The organism is Cyclobacterium sp. 10D3-21, assembly GCF_055809755.1.
The window spans coordinates 4,453,616-4,469,958 of the sequence record NZ_CM147924.1 but is presented as its reverse complement, the minus strand read 5'-3'; the positions used below and the strand labels follow the sequence as shown (position 1 = coordinate 4,469,958).

Sequence of the window (16,343 nt, the reverse complement as noted above, 5' to 3'; positions counted from 1 at the left end):
TTAAAGCTATGAAATATATAATATATCTAATATTTATTGTTGCCTTAACATCGTGTCAAGATTTTTTGGAACGACCGCCTCGAGATGCCATTGGTCCTGATAGTTATTGGAAAACAGCTACGGATCTTGAAAATTATGTCCTTCAATTTTATCCCTCGTTTCCAGGTCATGGATCTTGGTATGGTGGATATGGCTATAATATAGTCAATGCTGATAATGCAATTAATTTAATTCCAAGTGTCGTTTTAAATGGAGAAAGAGGTATTACCGGTGGCAGATGGACTAGCAATTGGTCAAGTATAAGAAGTGTAAATATATTTTTTGATAACTATGAAAAATGTGAGGATGACATTGATACTTATAAGCACTTTCTTGGAGAAGCACACTTTTTTCGTGCCTGGTATTATTTTGAACTTTTAAAACAATATGGTGATGTTCCCTGGTATGAAACAGAGCTTAAACCAAATTCAGAAAGTGAATTGATGAAAGCCAGGGATCCAAGAACCCTTGTTGTAGATGAAATTTTAGCAGATTTAGATCAGGCAATCGAACACCTCGATTTTAGAAATGATATTGGAAACAACCGGATCAATAAAGAGGCTGCCTTGGCGTTCAAGTCAAAGGTAGGACTGTTTGAAGGAAGTTGGCAGAAATACCACGCAAATACAGTTTTTGGTACCTCGGGTGCAGATCCTAACAAGTACTTTCAAGCCAGTGTGGATGCAGCTATAGAATTGATGAATGGGGATTACTTAGTCGGTTTGCATGAAAATTATTATGAAATGTTTGGATTGGATGACATGTCAGATGTCAATGAAGTGTTGATGTACCGAGCATATAATATTAATGATGGCGTTTTTAATGATGTCCAATATGTGACAACTTCTATGCCGGTAGGAGTCGGCATCACCTGGTCTTTGGTGACTAGCTATTTGGACAAGCAGGGCCTTCCGTTAGATTATATGTCTTTGGCGGGGAATTTCAAGGGAAATGATTTTTTGTTACAACTCGGCAATTTGATTGACCCGCGGTATAGGGCCTCCATTTGGACTCCAGATGATTTGGTAGTAGAGAGAGACGGTACTACTTTTGATAAACCTAAAATTGATCAGGTGGATATTGAATTGAACCCAACTGGGTTTCAATTGAAGAAAAGTTCGAACCCCACCTCACCTGGTGCAGGAACTGGTGGAGGAGGTAATGGGGAAACAGGTTATATTTTGTTCAGGTATGGAGAAGTTTTGGTTAACTATGCCGAAGCCCTCTACGAATTGGAAGGTACTGTAGCCTATGAAGCGCTAAACAAACTAAGAGCAAGAGTTGATATGCCCGAATTCAAAGTTCATAACCAGGAGGATGATCCCAGTCGTTTAGACTATGGGTACCCTGTCAGTGATGAATTGTATGAAATTAGAAGGGAGAGAAGAGTAGAGCTGGCTTTGGAAGGGCATCGCGAAGATGATTATAAAAGATGGGCTGCACATAAACTTTTTAAAGATAAAAGGCCAAAAGGATATCCATTTAAGCCTTCGGAATTCCCTAATTATAACCCACCTTTAGATGAAAATGGACTGATCGATTTTTTTCAGAACAGATTGCCTAATGGTTTCCAGTTCAGGGAAAATCAGGATTATTTGAATCCTATACCTGTCGTGGAATTGACACTCAACCCTAATTTGAATCAAAATCCAGGTTGGCAATAAAAAATCCCTCTGATGGCTTGAATGGAATCAAACCATCAGAGGTTTTGAAAATCAAAAAATATTGTAAACCTTATCTCAATTTTAAAAAGCTAACACTTATAAAGTAATGTTGAAAAGACATATCATCCTTATTTTTATCATTGGAGGGATATTCATGAAGGCTCATGGGCAGTCGACAAATAAACCTTTAAATCAACCCAATATCTTATTCATAATGGTTGATGACCTTAGGCCGGAATTGGGCTGTTATGATCAACCGCATATTAAATCACCAAACATTGACCGACTGGCCAGAATGGGACAATTATTTACCCAAGCCTATGTCAACTATCCAGTTTGTGGACCTAGCAGGGCCATTCTCCTTTCTGGTTTATATGGAAGTCCCAATCGCTTCAATGGCTGGAATTGTTCTCAGGACAAAGATGTGCCAGGACTGGTAAGTTTACCCATGCATTTCCAAAACAACAATTATTCTACTGTTTCCTTAGGGAAAGTTTATAACAATTTTGAAGACGGAAAAGGTAGTTGGGATGATATATGGAGACCTGCCTTGACCACAACAGCATGGGATTACCAATCAGGGGAAGGGATTAGTATTTTTAAAAGGCTGAATGAAGACAGGCAATACAATACCCAAGCCAGAAACAATCAAAATTTACCAAACAGGGGGCCTGCCTTTGAAAATCCGGAAGTGCAAGATGTTGTTTATGAAGATGGGAGAATAGCCAGCAAGGCCATGGAAAAACTGCAAGAGTTTAAAGGTTCTGGAGAAGCGTTTTTTATGGCTGTAGGTTTTAAAAAGCCTCACTTACCTTTTAATGCCCCCAAAAGGTATTGGGACCTTTATGATAGGGAAGAAATTGAATTGCCGGATAATTTTTATCCTCCTAAAAACGCACCAAAAGAATCCCTTCATAACTACAGTGAACTCCGGGCCTATTCCAATATCCCAAATGAAGGTCCATTTTCCGAAGATCTTTCCAAAGCACTTATTCATGGATATTATGCCAGTGTGAGCTATGTTGATTCCCAGGTGGGTAGGGTTTTAGATGAATTGGAAAACCTTGGACTAGATGAAAACACCATCGTGGTACTTTGGGGAGACCACGGTTGGCAATTGGGAGAACATGAACTTTGGTGCAAGCATTCCAATTTTAATACCTCAATAAGAATCCCCCTTATCTTTAAAATTCCAGGAAAATCAGCCAATATAAAACAAGAAGCATTGGTGGAAACAGTGGATTTATATCCTACGCTTTGTGAGTTGGCAGGTATCAATCCACCCCTCCATGTGCAGGGTAAAAGCTTTGTAAAGCTTCTAGACGATCCTACATCAGAAGGAAAAAAGGCCATATTCAGTAGGTCAAATTTAGGAGGAGAAACAGTCCTCACTAAAACACACGCTTACACTGAGTTTTATGACAAAGACGGTGAATTAAAATCAAATATGTTATTTGATCTAGTCAATGATCCTGATGAAAATGAAAATACAGTTGACAAGCCCAAAAACCAGTATATTATAATCGAAATGTCTGAGATGTTAAGAAATCACATGGTCAATAGGAATAACATCCCATTGCCTTAAAGCCCTAAAAAATGAATTATCGCCAATTTATTAAGAGAATACCAATAGCAAGAGTTTTCTGTTTTAACGTATTACTGTTTTTGATTGTGGGCTGTGGGTATGGTGAAAAAAATGAAAAGGACTTGACACATCAACCTCCCAATATCGTGGTGGTCTTGGTGGATGATTTGCGATGGGATGAGTTTGGGTTGGCTGGTCACAATTATATCCAAACGCCCAACATTGATCGCCTGGCAAAAGATGCGGCCTATTTCAAAAATGCCTTTGCTACCACACCGCTTTGTTCACCCAGCAGAGCTAGTTTTTTGACGGGGAAATATGCTTATTCCCATGGCATTACAGACAATACAGATAGAAGTGTTTTGAGCCACCAATTGAAAACCTTTCCTATAAAATTGCAGGAAGAGGGTTATGAAACCGCATTTATTGGCAAGTGGCACATGGGCAATGACAATACACCTAGGCCCGGTTTTAACGAATGGGTTGCTTTAAAAGGGCAGGGGAAGGCCATTGATCCAGACTTTAATGCAAATGGAGAAGAGGTACAAAAAGAGGGTTATGTGACCGATATTTTAACCCAATATTCTCTTAATTTCATAAGTCAAAAAAGGGACAAACCTTTTTTATTGTACCTCTCTCATAAAGGATTGCACCCAAACTTACACCAGGATGCGACTGGGAAGGTGACCACTATTGGAGGTGGAGGTTTTGTTCCTGCAGAAAGGCATAAAAACAAGTACGAAAATGAAACCTTCAATCGCCGACCCAATGCCTACATAAGGCCTCAAGACAAGCCTGCTTTAATGCGGGAAATCAACGGATTACCTGAACTTGGAGAGTCGACAGGCACTCCCGAAAAGGTTATAAGAGACCGAGCCGCAATGTTAATGGCCATTGATGAAGGACTTGGAGAGCTCCTTAATCTGCTGGAAAAAAGAAACCTGGACAACAATACGGTTGTGGTCTTTGCCAGTGATCATGGGTATTTTTATGGAGAACATGGCTTGAATGAAGAAAGGAGGTTGGCTTATGAAGAATCCTTACGAATTCCACTCCTTATCCGATATCCACCACTTACAACAGGAGGTTTTGAAATTGATCAGCTGGCACTTAATATAGATTTGGCCCCTACATTGCTTGAGTTTTCCAGGCTTAATAAGGACAGTTTGATGGACGGAGAATCTTTACTTCCTCTAATAAAAGGAGAGGAGCCAATAGGGTGGAGGAGCTCTTTTTTCATGGAATACTATTCCGATAAGGTATGGCCTAGAATGGTCAATATGGGCTATAAGGGAATCAGATCAACACGCTATAAATACATACAATACCGTGACCTTGAAAATATGGACGAACTGTACGATTTGGAAGAGGATCCATTTGAGTTAAAAAATATTATTGACCATCCTGACTACCAGGTAGTGTTGGAAGAAATGAAACTTAATTTAAAAAACCATTAATTATGATTAGAATCACCGTATTGTTTATGGCCCTTTGGACTATGGCTTTTTATAATCCGATACCTACACAGGCACAATCTGAAGGGCTTAAAATTGGTGCTGCCACCAAAATTATAACACCCGAATTAGACAGTTGGGTGCAAGGGGCAGGAGTCCCTAAAAAAGCTTCTTCCGTTAGAGATGAACTTGAAGCAAACGGAATCTATTTTTCAAAGGGCGATTTTCAATTGCTTATGGTCAGTTGTGATTTTGCTGGGATCGAGCCAGATCTTAATGTTCGATTGCGCGAAGCCATGGGGGCTGCAACTGGAATTTTGCCTAGAGACATCCTGATCTCATCCACACATACTCATGGAGGGCCATCTTTGTTAAAGACCAATTATCTAATGCCTCTGGATAGGGCCTATATGAAAGATTTATTGCCATGGATGGTAGCATTGGCAAAAGAAGCTGTTGCTGCTGCAAAACCAGGTAAAATTGGCTGGGCAGAAGGTGAAGTCCAAATTGGTTACAATCGCCGGCTAACCTGGGCAGATGGCACCCATTCTATGCATGGAGATGCATCCAGAAAGGATTTTGCAGGGCTAGAAGGGCCAGATGATCCCCAACACCTGGCCATGTTTGCCGCTGATTTAAAAGGGAACCTTTTGTCTATCCTTTACCACAACACTACCCATCCCACTATCTTTTATGCAGATGGTATTTTCTCAGCTGATTTCCCTGGAGAGGTAAGAAAAACTTTCCGCAAGGAATTTAAGCAAAACCTTCCTGTGCTGTTTTTAAATGGAGCCCAAGGAGACATCAGCATGGAAAATATGCTGGATAGAAAATCGGAATCCGATGAGGAAAAGATAAAGAAAATAACTGATTTGGTTGTCAAGGAGACAATGAGGCTTTACAAAAATATTGAATACCAGACGGACCCAATATTGGAACATCAATACCATGATTTGAAGGTAAGTGTCAGATTACCAGAAACCGGAACCCTGATCAGGTCCAAAGAAATCTTGAAGAGAATTGATGCTGGAGAGAATATACGTGGGATGGAGATGATCATGGCTTTCGGCTCCGTGCACCTGCAAGAAACATTTGGCGAGAATCCATTTGATATTTTACCTGTGCACGCCATCAGGATAGGAGATTTGGCCATGGTTACCCAGCCTTGTGAATTGTTTAGTCAGTTTGGTTTGGATATCAAAAGGAGAAGCCCTGGTAAAAGTACCATCGTAGTGGGGATGACGGATGGATACAATGGCTATTGTCCCACGATATATGGGCTTCTAGGAGGCGGATATTCCGGTTCTCCTATCAGTTGGACACGTTTAGCGCCTGAAGCAGGATACAAAATAGTAGAAACCTCCGCCGTATTACTCAACAAGGTTTGGTCAAAATAAATAAGATAGTTTGATGAAAATTTCTTTTAAATATGTTTTCAGGTTTACGATATTGATCGTGGGATTGACTATGAGAAATCATAGCATTCAAGCCCAATCTCATTTTAATGCATGGCTAACTACTTGTTCTCATCTAATAGGACCAACGGGCAATCCAAATGCTTTAAGTCGAGTCATCAACCAATCCAAAGGAATGGACAAAAATGCCCCTGGTTTCAATTGGGATATTTTGGTTGACCTTGGTGACTGGACAGCCAGCCAAGAGCCCCCAGGTCATGATGAAGGGGAGGCTTTGAAAAAGCAATTAAATCAAACTTTAGGTTCCGATAGAGGTAATTTTTTTACAATTAGTGGGAATCATGATGGGGAGCAAAGAGGTTGGAAACCAGGCGAATTTGCTCAAAAGTATGTAAACCCCTTGGGAGCGCAGGAGTATGCCGAAACTTCCGGGTTTGAATACAATCAAAGACCTAATAGAGAGAAATTCAGACAGCTGATCCATTACCCCGGAACCCGATGGGATCGATACCTTGTTCGTACAGGAAATGTGATTTGGATCATGCTATCAGATCGCAATGAATATGATGAGTGGGCAGAGAAAAGAAATGATTTTAGCGGGAAATTTCAAGCGGGTAGAGGCAGTGATTTCGGTATGCCCAAAGGAGGTTATCCATCCGGTGCGGTTACTATTGATACTTTTGAATGGTGGAAAAAAGTATTGGAAGACCCTCAGTTTTCCGATGATATCTTCATTACTGCCCATCATTTGCTACCTGCCAATACTACGATTACTACGGATGATGGTGAACCAGGAGCTTATCATGGTAAATCAGGATCAATGGGCCCAAAAGGTGAAATCGGAGGTCAGCTTTACTGGATCAGAGAATATTCTGAAGATGGGGAGGAGATAAACCAATATGCTCAAACCCGACCCTTTCTTAACTATCTACAAGACCACCCGGGAGCCATTGCAGCTTGGATTGGTGGTCATAGTCATATTCATGGTCCTGAAGCAATGATCAATGGGAGAGGTATTTCTGTAAAAAAGTTTGGCGTCAATTTTTTAAGTGTAGGAGCCTTGACAGACTCTCATGCTGGTGGAATAAACCAAATGAGCAGACTTTTATCTTTTGAAGAAGGAAATGAGGAAGCAATTGCTAATGTATACGTTCACAAATCTAAAGATGGAACACCTCTGGGCTGGCATACGGCTTCAGCACGTCGAATTTCCCTAGGTAAAAAGTTTCATAGCCTAGGTAAAAAGTTTCATAGTCCGGATTCTAGCTTGAATATGAATAGTCCAGTTTCATTAATTGATGCCAAAATGATTGAAAATGCTCCGGAACCAACAAATAAACCTCGTTTTCAATGGGACCTTAACAAGGACAAAGATTATGATTTCAATAATGAAAAGCTGATTGTAGGTAAGGATGGAAGCCCATATGGTGTTTTCATTGGTGAAAAGCCATTGGATTTCACCAATGATACTCCTATGGGCATAGGTAAGGCTGCAGATTTAAGAAATAATAATGGGGGAATTCAAATAGAAGCCCCATTTGTACCAGAATTGAATTGGGAAAACTTGACAATAAGCTTTTGGTTGAAAACCTCAAATTCCAACCCCCAAACGCTAGTACATTACGCCTCAAAAGACCATGGAGAGAAATTTAAAATTTGGTTTGATGGGGAGTTTTGGATTTGGCAAGTAAATACAGGAAATAACATAAAAATGGTAAAATGGAAATCTCAGTTGTTGACTACAGGGAATAAGTGGTATCACATCATGGCTTCAGTTGGAAAAGAAGAGGGAAAAATTAAAATGTATATCGATGGTAAATTAGTGGACGAAAAACCTTGGCGGGAAGAAATATTGAATACGGTGACTGAGCCAAAGTTTGTTTTCGGAAATGAAATTAACCATCAATTCTCAAAAATCAATTCACTAAAAAGTCCATTTGGTGGTTTAATAGATGAAATCGCAATTTACGATAGGATGATTATACCTAAAGATGTTTATCCGGAATTATATTAAAAACAAACTGTCATTATTGTGTTCCGTACAAAATGAAATGTCAAAAAATATGATCAGAATAATATATTTTATAGCTAGTTTAATACTTGTGTTTGCACTTTCCGGACTTAAGCCCGTTATAACTCAAGAACTACCCGAAAAGCCTAACTTCATAGTGTTTTATGTGAATTACCTGGGGTATGGTGATATTGGTCCATTTGGGTCGGTATTAAACCGTACGCCTAATCTGGATCAACTGGCCAAAGAGGGGACCATATTTACCCATTTTTACTCCACGTCGGGTGTCTGTTCACCTAGCAGATCCAGTTTACCATACCACAGGATCAGTTAAACAGCGCACTGACCACTACTAAGGATTTGTAAGTTACGTTTACCAAATGGGCTGGTGGAAAAAATCCGGATGACCGAATCATTGATGGTAAAGACATTAAAGAACTTTTGCTGGGATCACCGGATGCGACGTCACCTTATGAAGCCTTTTATTATTATGATGGACCGCAATTGCAAGCCGTGCGGAAAGGTCCATGGAAACTATATCTGCTCTTAGAGAAAAAAGTCTTTTCCAATGGAGGACAGGATATACAACTTTTCAATGTGGAAACTGATCCGGGAGAAACAAGTAAGGTGATTGTATCCCATTCTTATCTCAAATCTGAAATGATGGCTTTGGCCGAAACGGCAAGAAAAGATTTGGGTGATGGAGATGGAGTTGAAAATCAAGTTGGTCAAGGACAAAGGTCAGTTAGTAGAGTGGATCATCCGGTCCCTCAGTAAATGATTTTACAGTAAATAGTTTAAAAAGAAAGATAGAAGCCCTGGAGAAATAGCATAAATTATTGATGAAAAAATAGGTCTAAATTGGTATTTATTAAGGATGAGTTTTTAGCAACTGAGGAGTTGTGGTCTGGTGCATAAATATTGGGAGCAAAATCATTTTGATAAACTGACTCCCGAAAATCCACATCAAAAGGCATAAAATTTTTTATCAATATGTCAAGTTTTTTTTATTTTTTACCAATAAGATTGTAGTTGATATAAAATTTATCGGGCACGTACACTATAATATTTCATTATTTTATATAAATGTTTATAAAATTTTATAATATCGATTTTTTTATATGTTTTATACTTTTTTTAGGAGTAAATGAAAAAAATAATTTTTTAATGGGGTTGTTTTTCGCCTTTTAATGCTCTTCTTTTATAGAGGACTTCGATCAACCTTTACCACTAACTAGAAATGAAATCAATAATTAACAAAAATAATTATTCCGTTCAGCCCAAGGTCTCGCCTAGTCATCCAGAACCTCTCGAAGCGATAAAAGGCAAACCTGACAGAGAGATATGGATGGCCTTTAATAAGGGGGATGAATTGGCCTTTAATTTTATATATCGCACCTATGTCAAAAGGATGTTTCATTATGGTTCACAGATCACCAAAGATGGTGAACTGATAAAAGATTGCATTCAAAATATCTTTATCTACTTAAGGCGAAGAAGAGGTTCTTTGGGTGAGATATTATGTATAAAAGCTTATTTGTTTAAAATTTTAACCAGAGAAATTGTTAAAAATTTAAAAGTTGAAAAGCTTTCTGAAACAAGATATGATGAAATAAAGGAGCAATTTTTCCCCATTTCAATATGCCCTGAGTCCATTTTGATTAAAAGGGAAAATGAGTTGGCCAATAAGGAAATGGTAAGAGAAGCCCTTCAAAAATTAACGTCCAGGCAGCGTCAAGCGATACTGTTGTTATATGAAGAAGAGATGACCTATAAAGAAGTGGCCGAAACGATGGAATTTAGCGACGTGAAATCAGCCAGAAAAATTGTTTATAGGGCAATGGCAACGCTAAAAGAGATCCTTGTTGATCAAAAATAAATTCAGAAGAGCGATAGTAATAGGATGAAGTATAAAGATTTTGAATTAGTAGATTTTCTTGCAGATGAATTTTTTATCCTTTGGGTAAAGAATCCTGACAAGAATACCCAACATTTTTGGGAAAAATGGCTAACAGAACATCCAGAGAAACGAGATATCGTATTCAAAGCCATTTCTATAATTAGAGCAATTGGTTATGATGAGGGTGAAAACATGAGTGACAGTACCTATATAGATATTTTTGAAAATGTAATGAATGCTGACAAGGATCACTCACCAAAAAGCAGAAGTTTCTTATCTCCAAACAAAAATAACTACTTAAAAAATATTGCAGCCATTTTCATTTTCGGTTTTTGTGCATGGATGGGATATTACCATACTTTTATTTATTCTGAACCTTCCTCGGTATTAAACGAGGCTTTTATAATAAAAAGGGATACGAGTTTAGGTAATCGTTCCGTCATTACTTTGGCAGATAGCAGTAAGGTTTATCTCAATTCCTCCAGCGAAATCACTTATCCTTCAAATCTTGCTACTGAAGACCGTTGGGTGAAGCTAAAAGGAGAGGGTTTCTTTGAAATAAAGAAAAATGGGAAGCCATTTACAGTTTTAATAGAAAATACCAAAATAGAGGTCTTAGGAACATCATTTAATGTAAAGGTGGAAGAAGATAAGTTGTCAGTAGCCTTATTGACAGGGAAGGTAATGGTAAAAGATGAAAGGGGAAATCAAGTAGCCCTAAGTCCGGATGAAATGCTGGTAATAGAAAAAAGTGGCGATTTGTTTAAAAGCGAATTCAATAATCTTGAGGTGACAGGATGGAAAAACAATGTGCTTGTTTTTAGCACAGACAATTTCGAGAATTGCAGAAAAAAAATTGAAGACTGGTTTGGTGTAGAATTAATATTATCTGGAACAATACGGAAAAGTTGGGTCTATTCAGGTACCTATAAAAATGAATCCCTCGAAAATGTATTGAGGGGAGTAAACATTACTTCTGGTCTAAAATTTAGAATTGAAGATAGAAAAGTAGAACTGTACAATTAAAACAAAAGACATGGCAAACATTGATTCAAGTTAGTATTACAAAATTGCAGGGCCCATTCTGGGGGGAATGAGACCCTGCTTTGAACAGCCTTCCACCATAAGAGGAAGGCAATAGTTAAGTCGTCTAAAACTTAAACCACACAATATTATGAATAAATATATACTGAGACAACTTATTATGGTGTCCAAGAGATTGTTTTATGGCTTTGCCATCCAATTGATTTTCTGCACTGTACTGCTGGCTAATACCGGTAATGCACAAAGGAAAACGATTGATGAAGTCAAGGTATCACTTGATTTAAAGGAAAAGACATTGTTGAAGTTCTTCAAAAACATAGAATCAAAAACTGATTTTAAGTTTACTTACAATGATGACAAGATCATTTTAAACCAAAAAATATCCATCAGTCAGGAAAACATTTCGGTTTACAAAGTTCTTGAAAATGTTGCCAGACAGACACAGCTGAGTTTCACGCAGGTGAATGGCAATATTCATGTCAGAACCAACCCACGGGAAACCACAACCGAAAGGGTGGGCATTGCAGAGCTAGCTGATGTAAAAGTTACAGGTAAAGTAGTAGATCAAACGGGGGAGCCCCTACCTGGAGTTACTATCGCTATTCCAGGCACTACTATAGGAACAGCCTCTGATATTGATGGCAATTATACGCTCAATGTTCCTGAAGGATCCACATTGGTGTATTCTTTTATTGGTTTTCAGTCCCAACGTATAGTTGTAGGACAACAAACAATTATCAATATCACTCTAGAAGAAGAAATTGGAGCCTTGGACGAGGTAGTCGTAACTGGCTTTGGTACCCAGAAGAAAGAAAACCTTACTGGAGCCGTTTCCAGTGTTAGTAAAGAAGTACTTGAAAATAGACCTATAACCAATATTGGTCAGGGGCTTCAAGGGCAAATCTCCAACCTAAATATCACCCAGAATACAGGAACACCCGGAGGAGGAGCAACTTTCAATGTCCGTGGATTTACTTCCATAAATGGCGGCTCACCACTTATTTTGGTAAACAATGTGCCAATGGATGTAAATCTTATCAATCCCAATGATATAGAGAGTATATCTGTACTTAAAGATGCTGCCTCAGCTGCTATCTATGGTGCAAGAGCGGCATACGGTGTAATATTAATTACGACAAAGTCAGGAAGTAAAAGTGATAAACCGGCTATCTCACTTTCCTTTAATAGCGCGGTAAATACACCTGTTGTGAAATTTCAAACCATGGATGCCATGGAAAGAATGAACTACATGAACACGGCTAACATTGCTAGAAACGGTGTGCCTTATTACCAGTTTACAGATGTTTATCAAGACAAGATCATTGCACATTACAATGATCCCACCCAACCTTCAGCCTTTCCAGATCCACAAAATTCAAATATTTGGTTGATGAGTGGCAACACCAACTGGGCCAAAGAATTAATGAGGGACAGTTATCCTATGAGCCAATATACTGCTAGCATTACTGGTGGAGATGATAAATTTGATTACTATACTTCACTAAATTATCTCTATCAGGAAGGGATTAACAATCAGTTTGATGAGAAATACAAGCGTTACAATTTTATGACAAATCTGAATTACAAAATTACAGATTGGGCAAAAATTGGAACAAAAATTTCCATGAACAACAGCAACCATATTTTTCCTCCCAATAATTCCACCAATCATTTCCCTGAAGGAAATAGCCCATTCCAATGGCACCAATGGGCCAATTGGCCTGTATATTTCCCTGATGGCAATTATGCCTCAAGTGGCTCTGTTCCCAATACTGTGCAGTTTTACAATGAAGCAGGTCATAGGAAAAGAGAAATTCAAGACAGTTGGATTACAGGTACCTTACAACTTACCCCTATAAAAAATACCACCATCAATTTTGAATATACTTCCAATATAAAGAATACTCAGGAAGAGGAATATTATAAAAAATTGCCAATGTATTTCGTAGATGGATCTGTAAGTGGGTATTATCCTTTTACGAATCCCAGCCAGGTTACGAAGAGTAGTTACAATGATAAATACTATGTACTCAATGCCTATGCAGATTATACGAATACCTTTGGCAAGCACGACATTAAAATAATGGGTGGTTTTAATCAGGAAAACCTCGATTCCAGGTATTTCTATTCGAAAAGAGAAAACCTAACGGTTGAATCTATTCCATTTATGAATTTGGCCTATGGAGAGCGTTATGTGGGTGATGCGGCCTCACAATATGCGATTAGAGGTGCTTTTACCCGTTTTAATTATAATTACGATGGCAGGTACCTTTTGGAATTCAATGGGCGCTATGATGGTTCTTCCAAATTCCCAAAAGCCGACAGATTTGCCTTTTTCCCTTCGCTTTCTTTAGGATGGAGAATTGATAACGAAGAATTCTTTGGTAATCTCGATAGCACTTTTGACATGATGAAAGTACGACTTTCCTATGGTAATCTTGGCAATCAAAATGTCCCTGGAAATTACCCATACATAGCAACGTTTAGTGCTGGAACAGTCAACTACTTGTTGAATGAAAATAGACCATTGACTGTATATGCACCTGGCCTGGTAAGTCCCACTTTAACTTGGGAGACTGTTACGCAAAGAAACTTTGGTATGGATTTCACCCTTTATCAAAACCGATTGAATGCTTCTTTCGATGTGTACCGTAGGGATACTAAAAACATGCTGACAAGGTCTCAAACACTACCTGCCGTACTAGCAGAAAGTGAGCCAAGAGAAAATGCCGCTGATTTGAAAACAACTGGATGGGACATGACGATAGGTTGGAGACAACAAAGCAATGACTTAACATGGGGAGTTAATCTTATTTTCTCTGATTATACTTCCGAGATCACCAGGTTTAGTAATCCTGTAGGCTTAATTTCTGATTATTATGAAGGAATGCAAATCGGAGAAATCTGGGGCTATACTACAACAGGAATTGCTCAAACAGATGCAGAAGCCCAAGAATTGGATCATAGTAACTTGGTAGGAATTGAAAGAAAAGCAGGCGATTTATTATTTGCAGATCTTGACAATGATGGAAAAATATCTCCTGGCAATGGCACCTTAGATAACCCTGGTGATAGAAGGATTATTGGCAACAATACCCCTAGATACAGCTTTGGAGTGAAGACAGATCTTCAATGGAAAAATTTCGACTTAGATGTGTTTTTCCAAGGCGTAGCCAAACGTGATGTGTGGTTAAGCAATAACTTCTGGCTTGGTGGCTACACCAGTGAGTGGAATGCCCATAACAAATTATTGTCAGATTTTTGGACGCCTGAAAATCCAGATGCTTACTTCCCAAGGCCAATGGTTTCGGGTGGATCTGATGTTACCGCCGTTCAAACGAGGTTTTTGCAGAATGCTTCTTATTTAAGACTAAAGCAGTTGACTTTGGGTTACACACTTCCTAAGGCTTTGACACAAAAAGCCAAAATGGAAATGGTAAGGGTGTATGTTTCTGGAAATAATATCTGGGAGGTTACAGGCATTCACGAGTACAAGAATTTATCTGATCCTGAAATGAATGGGGCCCAATATTATCCCATTTACCGTTCATTTTCTTTAGGTGCTAATATCAATTTCTAAATAATACTGTCGTGAAAAAGATAACTATATATATTTCTGTTTTATTACTCGTGGTAACTACTGCTTGTAACGATGAATATTTGGAGAGGTATCCCCTGGATCAAATAAGTGATGCCCAGTTTTGGACCACCTCCACAGATCTTGAGCTTTATGCCAATCAATTTTATATTGATCTTAGAGATCCTCAGGTCAATTGGCGAAAAGATGATAAATCAGACAACAATGCGCCAGGTGACAGAAATTCTTATGTCTGGGGGGAATATGTAATCCCTGCTACTGGCGGTGGCTGGGGCAAAGGGGATTGGCAACCGATAAGGCGCTGCAATTATGCTTTGGCAAGAATAGCTGAGATGGAAAAAGATGCCTTGGTTTTGAGGTACGAGGGCGAAATAAGGTTTTTTAAATCCTTTTATTACCAAAAAATGATCGAACGTTTTGGAGATGTTCCTTGGTATGAGACTGATTTGCAAACAGATTCAGAAGGATTGGTTAAAGCACGGGATTCCAGGAAGTTAGTATTTGATAATATGCTAGCAGATTTGGACTTTGCAATCGCAAACCTTCCCGAGGAATCCGGGGAAAACAGGTTGACCAAATATGTAGCCCTTGCTTTCAAAGCGGATGCTTGCCTTTTTGAAGGCACCTTTAGGAAATACCATGGTTTAGGTGACCATGAAGTGATTTTAGCAGAAGCAGCAGAAGCTTCAGAAGCCGTGATCAATTCGGGTAATTTCAGCCTTTATTCTACTGGTAATCCAGAACAAGATTATTTTGACCTCTTTGTTCAGCAGAATCTCACTGGAAATCCTGAAGTCATCTTTTTCCAGAGATTTGTGGAAGGAATTCGCATGCATAACAATGTGAGGTCATTAGGTGAACCACATACCGGTTATACCAAAGATTTCGTACAATCTTACTTGAGTAAAGATGGACTTCCAATAGCCCTAAGTCCATTGTACCAAGGTGATCAAAATTTTGAGGATGAGTTTATAGACAGGGATCCTAGGATGAAGCAATCCATCTATGTACCAGATCGTCCTTATAGAATATACTCTGATGGAAGCGTTGATTACCGTGCCATGCCTGAGTTTGACAATAACTATGTGACCACAAGTTATTACATCACGAAGGGATATTCACCCTACGAAGTGGACAGGTTGCAAAATCAAACCACTATAGATGTGTTTACTTATAGGTATGGTAAAGTATTGGTTACCTATGCAGAAGCCAAGGCAGAACTTGGAGAAGCTACCCAAGAGGTATTGGACAATAGTATCAATCTACTTAGGGATAGGGTTGGAATGCCTCATTTAATGGTTGATGTAGGCTTTGAAGATCCTAATTGGCCAAATTGGGAAGTTCCAGTGACGCCTCTAATCAATGAAATCCGTAGGGAAAGAAGAATTGAAACTGCCGGAGAAGGTACCCGATGGGAAGACATTGTGAGATGGAAAGCAGGTAAACTGTTGGAAAATCCTTTGACTTATGTAGGAGCTGTAGATCCTGAAACAGGAGAATACAGGGTGATTTATCCTGGCAATACCAGAACATGGAATGATAAATTGTATATGTATCCTATACCAGTTCAGGAGCTCTCATTAAATCCTCAACTTACTCAAAATCCGGGTTGGGAGTAGGAAGAGTTTAATTT

At 38.8% G+C, this 16,343-nt stretch carries 11 protein-coding genes; all 11 read left to right on the top strand.

Translation table 11 applies throughout. From position 1 onward, the window contains the following. Positions 1–8: 8 nt before the first annotated feature. The 11 genes from AC0L7T_RS17400 (at position 9) to AC0L7T_RS17350 (ending at position 16,329) form a co-directional block, all read left to right on the top strand. Positions 9–1,703, top strand: a complete 1,695-nt coding sequence (locus AC0L7T_RS17400; RefSeq protein ID WP_473336986.1) for a RagB/SusD family nutrient uptake outer membrane protein — start codon at positions 9–11, stop codon at positions 1,701–1,703. Between the two features lie 106 nt (positions 1,704–1,809). Beyond that, entirely contained in the window at positions 1,810–3,288 is a 1,479-nt protein-coding gene (locus tag AC0L7T_RS17395) for a sulfatase (protein WP_473336985.1), read from the top strand. A gap of 11 nt (positions 3,289–3,299) precedes the next feature. After that, positions 3,300–4,745, top strand: a complete 1,446-nt coding sequence (locus AC0L7T_RS17390) for a sulfatase-like hydrolase/transferase (protein ID WP_473336984.1) — start codon at positions 3,300–3,302, stop codon at positions 4,743–4,745. 2 nt (positions 4,746–4,747) lie between these two features. Continuing rightward, positions 4,748–6,139, top strand: a complete 1,392-nt coding sequence (locus tag AC0L7T_RS17385) for a hypothetical protein (RefSeq protein WP_473336983.1) — start codon at positions 4,748–4,750, stop codon at positions 6,137–6,139. 13 nt (positions 6,140–6,152) lie between these two features. Then, complete coding sequence (locus AC0L7T_RS17380) at positions 6,153–8,171, top strand: LamG domain-containing protein (protein WP_473336982.1); 2,019 nt, start codon at positions 6,153–6,155, stop codon at positions 8,169–8,171. Between the two features lie 49 nt (positions 8,172–8,220). Next, positions 8,221–8,502, top strand: a complete 282-nt coding sequence (locus tag AC0L7T_RS17375; RefSeq protein ID WP_473336980.1) for a sulfatase-like hydrolase/transferase — start codon at positions 8,221–8,223, stop codon at positions 8,500–8,502. Between the two features lie 107 nt (positions 8,503–8,609). Beyond that, positions 8,610–8,945: a hypothetical protein gene (locus tag AC0L7T_RS17370; RefSeq protein WP_473336979.1), complete on the top strand. Its 336-nt coding sequence runs from the start codon at positions 8,610–8,612 to the stop codon at positions 8,943–8,945. A 463-nt stretch (positions 8,946–9,408) separates the two neighbouring features. Continuing rightward, entirely contained in the window at positions 9,409–10,047 is a 639-nt protein-coding gene (locus tag AC0L7T_RS17365) for an RNA polymerase sigma factor (protein WP_473336977.1), read from the top strand. 24 nt (positions 10,048–10,071) lie between these two features. Continuing rightward, positions 10,072–11,094: a FecR family protein gene (locus AC0L7T_RS17360; RefSeq protein WP_473336976.1), complete on the top strand. Its 1,023-nt coding sequence runs from the start codon at positions 10,072–10,074 to the stop codon at positions 11,092–11,094. A 148-nt stretch (positions 11,095–11,242) separates the two neighbouring features. After that, positions 11,243–14,692, top strand: a complete 3,450-nt coding sequence (locus AC0L7T_RS17355) for a SusC/RagA family TonB-linked outer membrane protein (RefSeq protein ID WP_473336974.1) — start codon at positions 11,243–11,245, stop codon at positions 14,690–14,692. Positions 14,693–14,703: 11 nt separating this feature from the next. Then, on the top strand, positions 14,704–16,329 hold the full coding sequence (locus tag AC0L7T_RS17350) for a RagB/SusD family nutrient uptake outer membrane protein (protein WP_473336972.1): 1,626 nt from the start codon (positions 14,704–14,706) through the stop codon (positions 16,327–16,329). The last annotated feature ends 14 nt before the right edge of the window (positions 16,330–16,343 follow it).